The sequence below is a fragment of the Burkholderia aenigmatica genome (assembly GCF_902499175.1).
GTDB lineage: Bacteria > Pseudomonadota > Gammaproteobacteria > Burkholderiales > Burkholderiaceae > Burkholderia > Burkholderia aenigmatica.
The window spans coordinates 18,160-30,817 of record NZ_CABVQC010000063.1; the positions used below are offsets into that span (position 1 = coordinate 18,160).

Consider the following 12,658-nt stretch of genomic DNA (forward strand, 5'->3'; position numbering starts at 1 on the left):
GACGGCGCCAAGCGATCAGGCGATGCCGTTGCGCTTCGCGAATTCGACGAGGGCGACGAAGTTCGGTACGTTGAGCTTGCTCATCAGGCGCACGCGATAGGTGCTCACGGTCTTGTGGCTGAGCATCAGGTCCTTGGCGATCTCCTGGTTGCGCATGCCGCGAGCGAGCATGCGCAGCACGGAGACCTCGCGATCGGTCAGGCCGGCCAGCACATGTTCTTCGCTGGCACTGACGCCGCTCTCCTGCAGTTGAAGCAGCGTGCTTTCCGGGAAATAGGTATAGCCCGACAGGACGGCGCGGGCCGCGCCGACCATTTCGGCCAGGTTATCGTCCTTGCAGACAAAACCGGCTGCACCCGCCTGCAGGCAGCGCATCGCGTTGTAAGCATTGCTCGACGTAAGAACGAGAATCTTGACGTTTTGTCCGGTGGCTTTCAGGTGCGAGATCACCGCGAAGCCGTCGATCTTCGGGATCGCGAGGTCGAGGATCAGCAGGTCGGGGGCGTGCTCGCGCACCGCCTGGATGCAGGCGGTGCCGCTGTCGCATTCGGCAACGACGCTGTACCCCTCCTTCTCGAGCATCAGACGCACGCCGAGGCGGACCACCGGATGATCGTCAACGATAATGATTCGGCTCATTTTTTTGGACTCCTTCGTATATTCTTAACTGTGCGAACAGCACCATGGCCAACCCGTTTTCCCTGCCGCTCGGCACACGAGACTTTGCCCCCGGCTCCACTTCTACAAGTGCATCACCGCCGACTCGATTCGCACGACCAGCGTCCGCAGTGCCTGATTGCCGGCCAGCGGTGAGCCGTCGGCCAGCGCCTCCTGCTGTCTGCTGCAGGCGTTTGCGAGCACCTGGCCGCCAACCACCGACAGCCCGCCATGCATACGATGCAGCAGGGCTCGCACTTGCACCGGATCGTCGCGGTGAATAGAAGCTCGAACGGCATCGAGGTCTTCGCGCATCGTAGACACGAATACCTCGCGCATGAGTGCCGGCACCTTCAGCCCGTCGGCGGACGGTGCATGAACGGCGCGCACGTCCGGCGCGTACCCGCCCTTGCGTTGCACGCAGCCGCGCTCGATCGCGTTCGTCGTTTCCGGCCGTACAGCGATTACCGAGCCATTTGCGCGTGCCACCTTGCACAATTTTTCGTGCAGCGTCTGCAAACGCATCGGCTTGGTCAGCCACGCGTTCATGCCCGCGGCGAGGCAGCGCTCGCCCTCGTCGCGCATGGCGTTGGCGGTCACGCCGATGATGGGCAGCGCGGCATCCTGCTCGCGCAAGGCGCTCGCGAGTCGATAGCCATCCAGCACCGGCATGTTTACGTCGGTGAGCACCACGTCGCACGGGCTGGATCGCTGAGCGTGCAACGCCTCTTCGCCGTTGGCCGCCACCGTTACCGTGCAGCCCAGTTGCTCGAGCTGGGCCGTCAGCAGCATGCGGTTGATCGGATTGTCCTCGGCTACCAGCACACGCAGGCCGAGCGGTTGCCACGCCGGCGCAGGCACATCGTCTTCGTCGGCCGACCAGGCACTGCCCGCGGCCACGGCCAGTGCCTCCAGCACGCCCGCCCGGCAGTGCAGGTTGACCTGCCAGCCCTCGGCGCACGGCTGCGGCCGGAGTGCCGCGTCATGTCTGGCCTGCACGCGAACGCCCCGCCACGTCATCGGCGGCAGCCATTCGGGCAGCAGCTCCAGCAGCAGGTCCGTATCGTCCGCTGCCCCGTCTCCTGCGCCCGGCGGCACGGCAACGGCATGCCCGCCCTGCTTCGCGAGCCAGCGGCAAACGCTATCGGTCAGCTCCGGCGTGGGGGCGCGCACGTAGATGGTCTGGCCGGGCGACGGCGTCCCGGCGGGCGCCGTGTCCGCCAGCGGCAGGTCCAGCGTGACGCTGAAATTGAACTGGCTGCCGAGGCCGGGCACGCTGGCCACGTCGAGCGCGCCGCCCATCAACCGGCACAGGCGCCAGCAGATCGACAGTCCGAGCCCCGTGCCGCCGACCTGCGGGCGACCGTCCTCGACCTGATAGAACGGCTCGAACAGCCGCGCCTGTTGCGCCTTCGACATGCCGGCGCCGGTGTCCACCACCTCCCATTGCAATCGGACCTCGCGCTTCGCGTCGCCTGCATCGTCGTGTACCCGGCGCAGACGCAGCACCACACGACCGGCGCTGGTGAACTTGATCGCGTTACCGACAAGGTTGCCGAGGATCTGGCGAATACGCGTGCTGTCGCCGATCACCCGTGCCGGCACGTCGGTATCGATGCAGCCGTACAGCTGCAGACCCTTCTCGTGCGCCCTGGCCGCGTAGCTGCGCAAGGTTTCGTCCGCCACGTCTTGCGGACAAAAGGCCTCGGCTTCGAGCGGCATCTGGTCGGCCTCGATCTTGGAGATGTCGAGGATGTCGCTGATCAACTGCAGCAGGATGTCGGCCGAGTGACCGATGGTCCGGACGTAACCTTGCTGGCATACATTCAGCTGCGTCAGGCCGAGCAGCTCGAGCGTGCTGACCACACCGTACAGCGGGGTACGGATCTCGTGGCTCATGGTCGCAAGAAAGCGGCTCTTCGCCTCGTTGGCGGCGTCCGCCGCCGCGCTGGCGCGCCGCAGCGCGGACTCCGCCACGCGGTGGGCGGTGATGTCGTGGAACGCGCAGAGCAGCACGCTGGCGCCCTGGTATTGCGTGGGCGCGTAACGCGCGTGCAGGAACAACGGACCGACGACCGCGCAGGCCTCGCCGGAAACCGGTTCGCCGTCCTCGAACATGTGCCAGTGGCGCGTCAGGGTCCTGATGTCGTCGGGGCCGCCCAGCCATTCGGTCGCCAGCGCATTTTGCGTGACGACCTTGCGCCCCCCGTCGCCAAGCACGCACAACGCAACCGGGGCGGTCTGGATGATGGCGTGATTGAAGGCATGGCTTTCCTGCAGTGCCTGATGCGCGTCGCTGGCCGGCGTGACGACGTGCTGACGGTACCAGCGCGTGAGGAGCCAGCCCGATCCGAGGACGGTCAGCAGCGCCAGCAGCAGCTTGGCGAGGGACCAGTACCCGTCCAGGATCAGTTGCTGATACGGGATGTGATAGACCGCCTGCCAGCCCCGTCCGGTGCCGCCGGTGCGCTTGACGATGAGCCCATCGGCCAGCAGATGGATGCCGTTCGCATACTGCCGGACGTGTTCGCCGTCGCCCAACAGGGCCTGGCCGTCGGGACCGGCCAGATCGATCGATGGAACGGCCGTCACGCCCAGCTCCCGGCCGATACTCTCCAGATCCAGCACGACCGCCGCGACGATGCGACGCGGCGAGTCGTCTTGCCACCACATGCTCTCCGGCACGGTATCGTAGACGTACGCCAGCAGTTTCGGCGTCGTGCCGCGGACGAAGTCGCCGCCTTTGCGCCAGTGGACCTCCGGCATGCCGGGCGCCGGCGGATCGTCGTGCAACCGATCGCGGACGCCCTTGAGCACGCGCAGCATGCCTTCGCGCGCCGGGATCGGCTGGTTCGGCCGGGCATCCATGGCCGGCACCGCCATGCCGGCCGGGCTGTCCAGGTCGATCATCAGCATCTGCGGGGCGGGGTATCGAGAACCGCTCCAGAAGCCCGAGTAGAAGCTGGTCGACAGCACGCCGAGCTGGAATTGCCGCGCGCGCGCCTCGGATGTCAACGGTACGGAAGGGCCGCCGGGCAGCGCCAGCGCGAACTTTTGCGAAAAGACGAACTGCTGCCCCTCATAGACATCCACGTCGCCGTGGGGCATGACCTGAAGCAAGGCCAGGTCCACGCGCGGCTGCCGGCGCTCCGTCTGCGAGGCCGATTGCGGCGCCGGCTTGGTGGCACGGACGTACTGGAGCAGAAAGCGCTCATGCTCGACGATATTCCCGATGAGCCGCTCGAAGTGGCGATCGATCTTCGCCTGCTCCACCTGCAACACGCGGGATACGGCCCAATAGGTCGTGCCGAGGAAAAAGAACGCGAGGACGATGACGACCAGCAGGCCGACGTTCAGCCGCTGCGCGCTCTGCGCCAGTTTCTGGACATTGGTACTTCGATTACTTTCCATGGGCAACGCCTCTGATCACGCGCCCTTTCGCCCGTAAATTCATCACAACAAGCCGCATTGTAACATTTCTGAAAGGTTCGTGATCCGCAGTCAGGCCATGCGTTCGTGACTCGCGAGAACAGTCTCGTGTCTCCAGGCACACGAGGTTGACGTGGCGGCCACCGATGACCGGGTGCCGGCAACCGTGCCATCACGTACGCAGTTCACGACCCGGCGCTCGTACGTGAGTACCTTGTTCTGCGGCTTCAGGGCATGGCCGATCGCGAACCGGGCAAATCGCGGCGGTTGCAAGCCGGTTGCTCGATGAGCCATCGGTTCGTTCGCGATGCCGTCGCCTCGCGGCGACGCCACGCCCAAGGTCGGGAGTGGAGGTGTTCGTAGACGATTCAGGCAGGCCAGCGAATTGTCGGCGGCACGGAATGTCTGCGGCATCCATGCCGATTCGCTGCACTCACGCTTCTGCGCTCCAACCCGTTTGAAGGTCCACGCCAAAGAATATTGATTGAATGATCAGTGGATCGCGATTCCGGGTCAATGAGACGGATCCTGGTGCAAGCGGGAAATATCTCAATTTCGCCGGAACAAGTCTGATGGCGGCTCGTTGGGTCTGGACGGTTCAGTTAACGTCAGCTCGAAAAACAAGGCGTTCTTGGCAATTCCACCGACTGTTTATGCAAGCGTTCCTCACTACGCGCCACGCCGCTTCCACGAGATCGTGCCCGCACTGCACGTCAGCAACATGGTCGTCATCAAGCCGTCGGAGTACGCCAGCATCGGCACGCTGAAAGTGGTGCGCCTGACGAACGAGGTACCGTGGCTCACGACTGCCGGCCGTGAGATGGTTGACGGCGGAACCCGTCTCAGAATAGTATGCGCGCATACTATTTAGAAAAAAAGGAGCGGGCATGTGGACAGTTGAGGTTACAGGCGAATGTGCCGCGACACCGGCACGGGTCTTCAGCGTTCTGGCGGAGCCGGAGAAGTGGTCGGAGTGGAACGAAGGTGTCCTGAGAATCGAGATGCACGGGGCGTTTCAGGCAGGCACGACTGCTGTGATGGTTCTGCCGGACTCGACGAGGTTGCCGTTCCGCTTCGCGTGGGTTGAGGCTGACAAGGGCTTCGAGGATGTCACCGAAGTACCTGACGCTGGCGTGGTTGTTCGCGTTCGTCACGAACTGTCGCCGACCGAGCGCGGCACGAAGATCACATATCGCTGCGAAGTCGATGGACCCGAGCCGGTAGCCGGGACGGTGGGTGCGGCTGTCACTGCTGACTTCGCAGACGTGATCGCTGCCCTTGGTTTGCGGGCGGAGCAGCTGGGTGAGTGAATCCCTTCACCCTGGCGAAAGTCCCGGACTTCTGCTATGGCGAGCGACGCTGGGCTGGCAGCGTCGTATTACTGCAGCGCTGAGGCCGTTGGGGCTGACGCACGTTCAATTCGTCCTGCTGACCAGTACCTGGTGGATTACACGCGTTGCCGGGGAGACGCCAAGTCAGCGCCGCATTGCCGAGCACGCCAATACCGACCCGATGATGACCTCGCAGGTCCTCCGCGTACTCGCCGAGCGGGCGCTGCTGACGCGAACGCCTGATCCATCTGATTCGCGAGCGCAGATCATCGACATCACGCCCGCGGGCGCAGACCTCGCCGTTCGGGCGGTGAAGGTTGTCGAAGATGCAGATCGTGCCTTCTTTGAAGTCGTTGAGGACCAAGAGGCGCTGATAGCCGTGCTAAAAGCGCTGGGTCGATGATTCATGCCAATGCGGCGTTTTGGCCTCGTACCGCTAAACGTCCTTTATTTACGGTTTTCTCAAGCGCCCCCTTACGCACCTCGACTTTGCGCCGGCCCGATTGCACGCCAAATCACGTCGAACCGCTCGCACCATGTGCGACGACGGCTGGGCGCATCCGCATCCCTGCATCGAGAGATCGCCTGTCGTGAATCGATGCGCATGCCGCGGCGCGAACGCGCCGGTCTCTTCCGGCTAATGCACGATGCGTCAGTGCGGCCCGCCGTGCTTGAGTCCCGCTGCATCGAGCTGCCTGAGCTTCGCGTACAGCGTGGTGCGCGAAATACCCAGCTGCCGCGCGGCGGCCGACACATTGCCGTCGTGCTCGTCGAGCGCCCGGCGGATTGCATCGAGTGACTGCTCGTGCAGGCTGGCCTGCGGACTCGCAGCCGGCGTCGTGCTGCAGACGTCGGCTGCGTATTCGAGCGTATCGGACTGGCGCGGCGTCGTCGCCCGATCGAGCGGCGCGCGCACGGTGCGCACCCAAACGTGACTGCCGTCGTCGCGCGCGATCCGCTGCGGCGTGCGCGACGGTGTCAGCAAACGACGCTGTTGCGCAGGCGTCGCGCCGGGGAACAACTGCCGAACCTCGCACGCGCCGATCGGCCCGGACGGCGCGAGATCGAGCATCTGGCGCGCCAGGCGGCTCACCGCGCGCACGCAGCCTGTTTCGTCGAGCGCGACGACGCCGGCGAGCGGCGTGCCGAGCCAGCGCGGATCGTATTGCACCTGCAGCAGATGGCAGTCGCGCAGCATCGCATACAGCCGCTGCTCGGCGGACAGCGCCGCATGGCGGAACTGTTCATGCAGCTGCACGACGTTGCGCCGCCCGATGCCGGTGATGTCGAGCGCACCGATCACCTCGCCGTCGAAGCCGACCAGCGGCACCGCGAGACAGAAGACCCGCGAAAGTTCGTCAAGATAGTGCTGGGCGCCCGCGACGACCGCCTCCGCACCGTCGTGAATCACGCAGCTCGGCGCGGTCGTGCCGATGTTCGGCTCGACGATCCGGCGCCCGGCAACGATCGGCGTCAGCAGCGCTTCGTCGCAATGCGGGCTGCGTCGCACATGGACGACCGTGCCGTGCGGATCGACGCAGAAGATCGTCCAGTCGCTGCCGCCGAACGCGGCCCACAGCGATTCGATTTCCTGCGCGACGCAGCGGTACAGCCGCCGGCCGGCGCGCGAGTCATCGAGCTCGCCGAGCATTTCGTAGTGGGCGGTTTGCCACGGCAGGAGCCCGGCGTCACGCGAACGCAGCCACGAGCGCGCGACGCTGGCCGGCAACGCCGTCTCCGGCAGCGGCTCACCCGCCGCGAAGCGGGCGCGGAGCCGGTCGAGATCGACGGGCCGTGAAAGGGAGTCGGAGGCCATCTTCACGCTGCGTTCCATATGGGGTCGAATTTCCGGGCCGGGCGTACCGGCCCGGCGTGTCGCGCGAATTCGCAATATAGCCCAGGGTCCGAAGCAGCGTGTTTTCCACGGGGGGGCCACCGCGTGTGGTCGACTCGGGGTCGCCCATGGCGGCGGCACCCCGCGCTCAATGCGGCAAACGCAGGATCGGCTTGAGCGTCAGGCCGTTGCTGCTGTCCTCCGCTGCCTGGTTGATCTGTTCGAGCGGGTAGAACTTCACCAGGCGGTCAAACGGAAACCGCCCTTGCAGATGGAGCTGCACGAGCTGCGGAATGAACGTCTGCGGCACGCTATCGCCTTCGACGATACCGCGGATCGTGTGGCCGCCGAGCAGCAGGCTGTTCACGTCGAATTCGGCCTTCGTGCCGAGCTTCGGCGCGCCCACCACGCCCATCGTGCCGCGCGAGCCGAGCGCGTCGATCCCATGCGACAGCACGGCCGGCAATCCGGTCGATTCGAGCGCGAAGTCGACGCCGCCGCCGGTGATCTCGCGAATCGCGTCGACGACGTTGACTTCCTTGCTGTTGAGCGCGTGCGTCGCGCCGAGCTCCAGGGCCAGCGCGAGCCGCGACGGGACGATGTCGACGGCGATGATGGTGCTGGCGCCCGCAATGCGTGCGGCCATCACGGCGCTCATGCCGACCGCGCCGGCGCCGAAACTCGCGAAGCTGCTGCCCGGGCGCACCGCGAGCGAATGAATCACCGCGCCGGCGCCGGTCTGGATCCCGCAGCCGAGCGGCCCGAGCAGTTCGAGCGGCGCCTCCGTCGGCACCTTGATCGCATTGTTCTCGCGTGCGAGCGCATAGCTCGCGAACGACGACTGCGCGAAGAAATGATCGTGCAGCGGCTGTCCGGATGCGTCACGGATCGCGGTCTGTCCGTCGGCGTCGGCGCCGCCGAAATTCAGCGGAAAGAACTGCCGGCAGTACGCGCCGTGACCGCCGACGCACGACGTGCAGTGGCCGCACGCGCCATAGGTGAGCACGACGTGATCGCCCGCGGCGAGCGTCTTCACGTTCGGGCCGACGGCCTCGACCACGCCGGCGCCCTCGTGACCGAGCACGGCCGGCAGCGGCACCGGGTAGTACTGGTCGCGCACGATCAGGTCGGTGTGGCACAGGCCCGTCGCGACGACGCGCACCAGCACCTCGTCGCCGCGCGGCGCACGGATCCGGGCGGATTCGATCGAGAAGCGCGCGCCGGCTGCGCGCGCGACGGCTGCGGTCATCACGCGTGTATCGTTTTCGGTGTACATGGTCGGTCTCCTTGTCAAAGCGGGTACAGCGGCGCTTCACCCTTGATCGTCAGCCACTGCCACTGCGTGAATTCTTCCCAGTTCGCGCTGCCGCCGATGCTCGAGCCGTTGCCCGATGCGCCGACGCCGCCGAACGGATTGATCACTTCATCGTTGACCGTCTGGTCGTTGATGTGCAACAGCCCGGTGTTCAACCGCTCGCCGATCCTGAGCGCGCGACCGACGTCGGCGGACAGGATCGCCATCGACAGCCCGTATTCGCTCCGGTTCGCGAGCGCGATGGCATCCTCGTCGGTATCGAACGGCACGACGACCGCGACCGGCCCGAATATCTCGTTGTCGAACGCCGGATTGCCCGGCGCGACGCCGCTCAGCACGGTCGGCTCGAAGAACAGGTCGCGATGGCCGCCGCCCGTCTCGACGCGTGCGCCGGCGCGGCGGGCCGCGTCGACTAGGCTCGCCGCATGGTCGCGCTGCGCGGCATTGATCAGCGGGCCGAGGCCGACGTCCGCGGTCGCGGGGTCTCCCACCCGCAGACTTTGCGCCTTCTCGACGAGCTTCGCGACGAAACGATCGTGAATCTTGCGCTGCACGAGCACGCGGCCGGTCGCCATGCAGATCTGGCCCTGGTGCAGGTACGCGCCCCATGCGGTGTTGGCGACGGCGCGCTCGAGATCGGCGTCGTCGAGCACGATCAGCGAGTTCTTGCCGCCGAGTTCGAGCGACACTTTCTTCAGGTGGCGGCCCGCTGCTTCGCCGACCTTGCGCCCGGCCGCGGTGGAGCCGGTGAACTGGATCATCGCGACGTGCGGATCGGCGACCAGCGCCGCACCGGCCGCGCCGTCGCCGGGCAGCACGTGCAGCACGCCTTCCGGCAAGCCGGCGAGCTCGAACACGCGGGCGATCGCGACACCGCCGCTCACGGCAGTACGCGGATCGGGCTTCAGCACGACTGCGTTGCCGAGCGCGAGCGCCGGCGCGACCGCGCGCATCGCGAGGTACAGCGGGAAGTTGAATGGCGAGATCACGCCGACCACGCCGCGCGGGCGGCGGCGCGCGAGCGACAGCCGGCCCGCCGTCGACGGCAGCACTTCGCCGGCCGCGCGCGAGGGCAGCCCGGCCGCTTCGTGCAATGCCTTGATCGTGATGGACGTCTCGAACGCCGCTTTCGCGCGCGTCGAGCCGCTTTCGCGCACGAGCCAGTCGACGATCGCATCGAAGTGCGTTTCCGCGACGGCTGCCGCGCGGCGCAGAACCGCCGCGCGTTCGTCGTACGGCAGGCCGATCCACGCGCGCTGCGCGCGATGCGCGGCCACCGCCGCGTCGGCCACGGCCGCACCGTCCGCGACACCGATGCGGCCGAGCGTGTTGCCGGTCGCGGGTTCGATCACGTCGGCCACGTGCGGGCTGGCGTGCCAGCGTCCGTTGAAGGTGTTGCCGTGCCAGAGGGCGGCGTCGAACAGTGCCGTGTTGTTGCTGCTATCCATGTACGCTCCTGAAGAAATCGCGACCCGCCGAATCGGGATCGTGATCGCCCCGACCGGCATCCGCGCGACGGTAGGCGACCGGGAGGACGCGGCGCTATCCGGGTTTGTTCCCACCCGCCGCACCCGCGCCGGTCGGTGGGGCGAGGCATCGACGTGTACGGAAACTGAACACTCTGGTACGCCGCGCGAAGGGCGCGTCGACTCCACACTCACGGTCCATGCCAAAGCGGCTCTGGCGGCAGTCAAGGGCGACCGGACACGGGTCGACCCGACGCACCGATCGATGTGCGTCCAAACCCGATCACGGAATGGGAAAGGTGGTTGCGGGCGTGCGCTGTCGACGTGTCCGGCACCGCCGGCCCGAAGTCGAACGAGCCGTCGGCGGAGGTGAGGCCCCGGCAAGCCTGGGGAACGATTTTTTAAGCGGCCTGCTCGACGTCGGTTCGGCAAGCGCGTTGCCGGACTGGTCCGGCACTTCGCGGGTAGCGAATGCGACCCATCCGAACTTCACTGACGCATGCCGATCGCCAAACGATTGAAGGCACTCATCAGTGCGACAGCGAAGCTCAGGTCCGCGATTTCAGCCTCGCTGAAATGTGCTTTCAGCGGTTCGAAATCCTCATCGGGCGCGTGGCTTTCCGCCACGTCCGCCAGCGATTCCGTCCAGGCCAGCGCCACGCGCTCGCGTTCGCTGAAATGCGGACTCACGCGCCAGCCGGCCAGACTGTCCAGCTTCGCATCCGGCACACCGCCGGCGCGCAGCGCCGCCGCGTGCATCTCCAGGCAGAAGGCACAGCCATTTATCTGCGAAACCCGCAGGTAAACCAGTTCGATCAATTGTTTCCCGAGGCTGCTCTTCTCCAGCGCTTTCTTGGTGGCGCCGAAGCCTCGGTAAGCGTCGGGCGACAGGGTCTGGTAGGGCAATCGAAGTGTGTTCATGTTGATTTCCTTGTCATGAAGCCTGCATCTTAGGAAAATCTTGCCCCACTATGAAGGTGCAAAAAATGATCGAATGAATGGGACATTGCGCGAACGTACGGCCGTTGAAACCGAACCAGCAGCACGATGTGCCAATCCATATGCAACGGTATCGGCGCTTTCGGGACGCAATTGCCGCCTACTCGTTTCGATTGGCAACCGGCTTGCCGGGAACGCACCGCGTCGTGCAAGCAATGCGAGATAATCGGGATCGTTCCGCAACACAGGCCGGCGTGAAAGCGAGCGCCTATCACCGAGGTCGCCGCCCTCGCTGCGCCAGGTTGAAGCGCCCGTCGCAGCGCAAACCGTGCCCGAGACAGAAACAGACGTCGAGCATATGATCGCGCCTGGGCCGGCTCCATTTCACAGGGGATAAATTGACAAGCGACCACTCCGTGCTCGACAGCGCGTACCAGGCCTACCTGCGGGACAAATCCGCGAGCACCGGACTTGCGCTGTGTCGCGCGCTCAGACGCTCGGGTCACGCCGAAGAAGCGATCCGGGTGGTGAAGGAAATTGCAGACCGGGTTGACGATCCGTTTCTGCGCGCGCAGATCGGCATCGACATGAACCATCTCGGCCTGTTTGCGCAAGCCGAAACGCTGTTGATGCAATCGCTCACGGAGCTTCACCACGAACCGGACCTCCGGGTGTTGAGCGCCGAATTGGTGATCGCACGCTATGCGCAAGGTCATTTCCGCGAAGCCCACGCGCTCAATCGGAGATCGCGCGATGCATGGGGGCGAGCCGGCGTGGTTTCAAACATTTATCCCGCGCATACGAGCGAGTACGGGCGAATTATCGACAAGCTGCTTCGATTCGACGCGTCAGTCGCCGGACGGCGCGTGCTCATCCTTCAGGAAGGCGGTCTTGGCGATGTCATCATGTTTTCCCGGTATCTGCACTTGTTGCGGGACGAAGGTGCCTCGACCATCGTATTGCAGGTACCAGGCATATTGGCACCGGTATTCGCCGCCTATGACTGGATCACGATCGTCGAGAACGCCAGCGATGCCATTGATCAAAGCGACTGCATCCTCTGCACGTTTGACCTGTTTGTCCGGTATCAGACGACGCCCTACTTCCCCAGCTGGACGAATTCATACGTACAGGCGCCAACCGGACGAGAACTGACGCCACGTCTTGCCGACACGTTCAACCATCGACGCGATGGCGTTCGCGAGATCGGCTTGATTTGGCGCAGCAATACGTCGGTGCGCCACGAACCGTATCGATCCATCTCTCTGGCGCAACTCGAGCCATTGTTCGGTGCGCCGGCGACCCGATTCCACGCGCTGCAGTTCGGCAAGATCACCGACGAAGAGCAAGCGCTGCTGGATAAATACGGCATTGGCGTCATTGGCGACGAGCTGAGCGATCTCGGCGATACCGCCGTCGTCCTCAATGCGCTGGATTTGTTGATTGCGGTGGATACCGGGCCGGCTCACCTCGCCGGCGCACTCGGGCGGCCCGTGTGGGTGTTGCTGTCGGCCGCATGCGACGAGCGCTGGTCCAACAGCCATCGCGATACGCCGTGGTACCGATCGATGCAGTTGTATCGGCAGGCGACGTTGGGCGACTGGAGCAGACCGGTACGGGAGATGGCGGATGCGTTGTCCGGCAATGACTCGGCGTAGTAGCCGATACCGAGGTTTGGCGCCGCGGC

The 12,658-nt window shown here is 65.4% G+C and carries 9 protein-coding genes; 3 read left to right on the forward strand and 6 right to left on the reverse strand.

Annotated features, from left to right (window positions below; translation table 11 throughout):
• Positions 1 to 15: 15 nt before the first annotated feature.
• Positions 16 to 639 (reverse strand): response regulator transcription factor, encoded by a 624-nt coding sequence (locus BDO18943_RS32865; RefSeq protein WP_175025568.1) that lies wholly within the window; start codon positions 637 to 639, stop codon positions 16 to 18.
• A gap of 102 nt (positions 640 to 741) precedes the next feature.
• Positions 742 to 4,068, reverse strand: coding sequence for a hybrid sensor histidine kinase/response regulator (locus BDO18943_RS32870; RefSeq protein ID WP_175025569.1), 3,327 nt, complete (start codon positions 4,066 to 4,068; stop codon positions 742 to 744).
• A 905-nt stretch (positions 4,069 to 4,973) separates the two neighbouring features.
• On the opposite strand from BDO18943_RS32870, the gene BDO18943_RS32875 reads away from it, so the two are divergent.
• Both BDO18943_RS32875 and BDO18943_RS32880 read left to right on the forward strand, forming a co-directional pair.
• Positions 4,974 to 5,396 (forward strand): SRPBCC family protein, encoded by a 423-nt coding sequence (locus tag BDO18943_RS32875; RefSeq protein WP_175025570.1) that lies wholly within the window; start codon positions 4,974 to 4,976, stop codon positions 5,394 to 5,396.
• Positions 5,389 to 5,820 (forward strand): MarR family winged helix-turn-helix transcriptional regulator, encoded by a 432-nt coding sequence (locus BDO18943_RS32880; protein ID WP_175025571.1) that lies wholly within the window; start codon positions 5,389 to 5,391, stop codon positions 5,818 to 5,820. Before BDO18943_RS32875 ends, BDO18943_RS32880 begins: the two co-directional genes overlap by 8 nt.
• Before the next feature lie 249 nt (positions 5,821 to 6,069).
• Here the strand turns inward: BDO18943_RS32880 and BDO18943_RS32885 are convergent, their stop codons facing one another.
• The 4 genes from BDO18943_RS32885 to BDO18943_RS32900 all read right to left on the reverse strand — a co-directional run bounded on the left by BDO18943_RS32885 (position 6,070) and on the right by BDO18943_RS32900 (position 10,953).
• Positions 6,070 to 7,233, reverse strand: a complete 1,164-nt coding sequence (locus BDO18943_RS32885) for a helix-turn-helix domain-containing protein (RefSeq protein ID WP_235996254.1) — start codon at positions 7,231 to 7,233, stop codon at positions 6,070 to 6,072.
• A 166-nt stretch (positions 7,234 to 7,399) separates the two neighbouring features.
• A complete protein-coding gene (locus BDO18943_RS32890) occupies positions 7,400 to 8,527 on the reverse strand; it encodes an NAD(P)-dependent alcohol dehydrogenase (RefSeq protein ID WP_175025573.1) in 1,128 nt (375 codons plus the stop codon).
• Positions 8,528 to 8,541: 14 nt separating this feature from the next.
• Positions 8,542 to 10,014, reverse strand: coding sequence for a benzaldehyde dehydrogenase (locus tag BDO18943_RS32895; protein ID WP_175025574.1), 1,473 nt, complete (start codon positions 10,012 to 10,014; stop codon positions 8,542 to 8,544).
• 507 nt (positions 10,015 to 10,521) lie between these two features.
• Entirely contained in the window at positions 10,522 to 10,953 is a 432-nt protein-coding gene (locus BDO18943_RS32900; protein WP_175025575.1) for a carboxymuconolactone decarboxylase family protein, read from the reverse strand.
• A gap of 434 nt (positions 10,954 to 11,387) precedes the next feature.
• Here BDO18943_RS32900 and BDO18943_RS32905 point away from each other — a divergent pair, with 434 nt between their 5' ends.
• A complete protein-coding gene (locus BDO18943_RS32905) occupies positions 11,388 to 12,629 on the forward strand; it encodes a glycosyltransferase family 9 protein (protein WP_175025576.1) in 1,242 nt (413 codons plus the stop codon).
• Positions 12,630 to 12,658: the final 29 nt, after the last annotated feature.

Coding starts and splice junctions, on each gene's coding strand:
- BDO18943_RS32865 (WP_175025568.1), bottom strand. CDS start 639: ATGAGCCGAATCATTATCGTTGACGATCATCCGGTGGTCCGCCTCGGC.
- BDO18943_RS32870 (WP_175025569.1), bottom strand. CDS start 4,068: ATGGAAAGTAATCGAAGTACCAATGTCCAGAAACTGGCGCAGAGCGCG.
- BDO18943_RS32875 (WP_175025570.1), top strand. CDS start 4,974: ATGTGGACAGTTGAGGTTACAGGCGAATGTGCCGCGACACCGGCACGG.
- BDO18943_RS32885 (WP_235996254.1), bottom strand. CDS start 7,233: ATGGCCTCCGACTCCCTTTCACGGCCCGTCGATCTCGACCGGCTCCGC.
- BDO18943_RS32890 (WP_175025573.1), bottom strand. CDS start 8,527: ATGTACACCGAAAACGATACACGCGTGATGACCGCAGCCGTCGCGCGC.
- BDO18943_RS32895 (WP_175025574.1), bottom strand. CDS start 10,014: ATGGATAGCAGCAACAACACGGCACTGTTCGACGCCGCCCTCTGGCAC.
- BDO18943_RS32900 (WP_175025575.1), bottom strand. CDS start 10,953: ATGAACACACTTCGATTGCCCTACCAGACCCTGTCGCCCGACGCTTAC.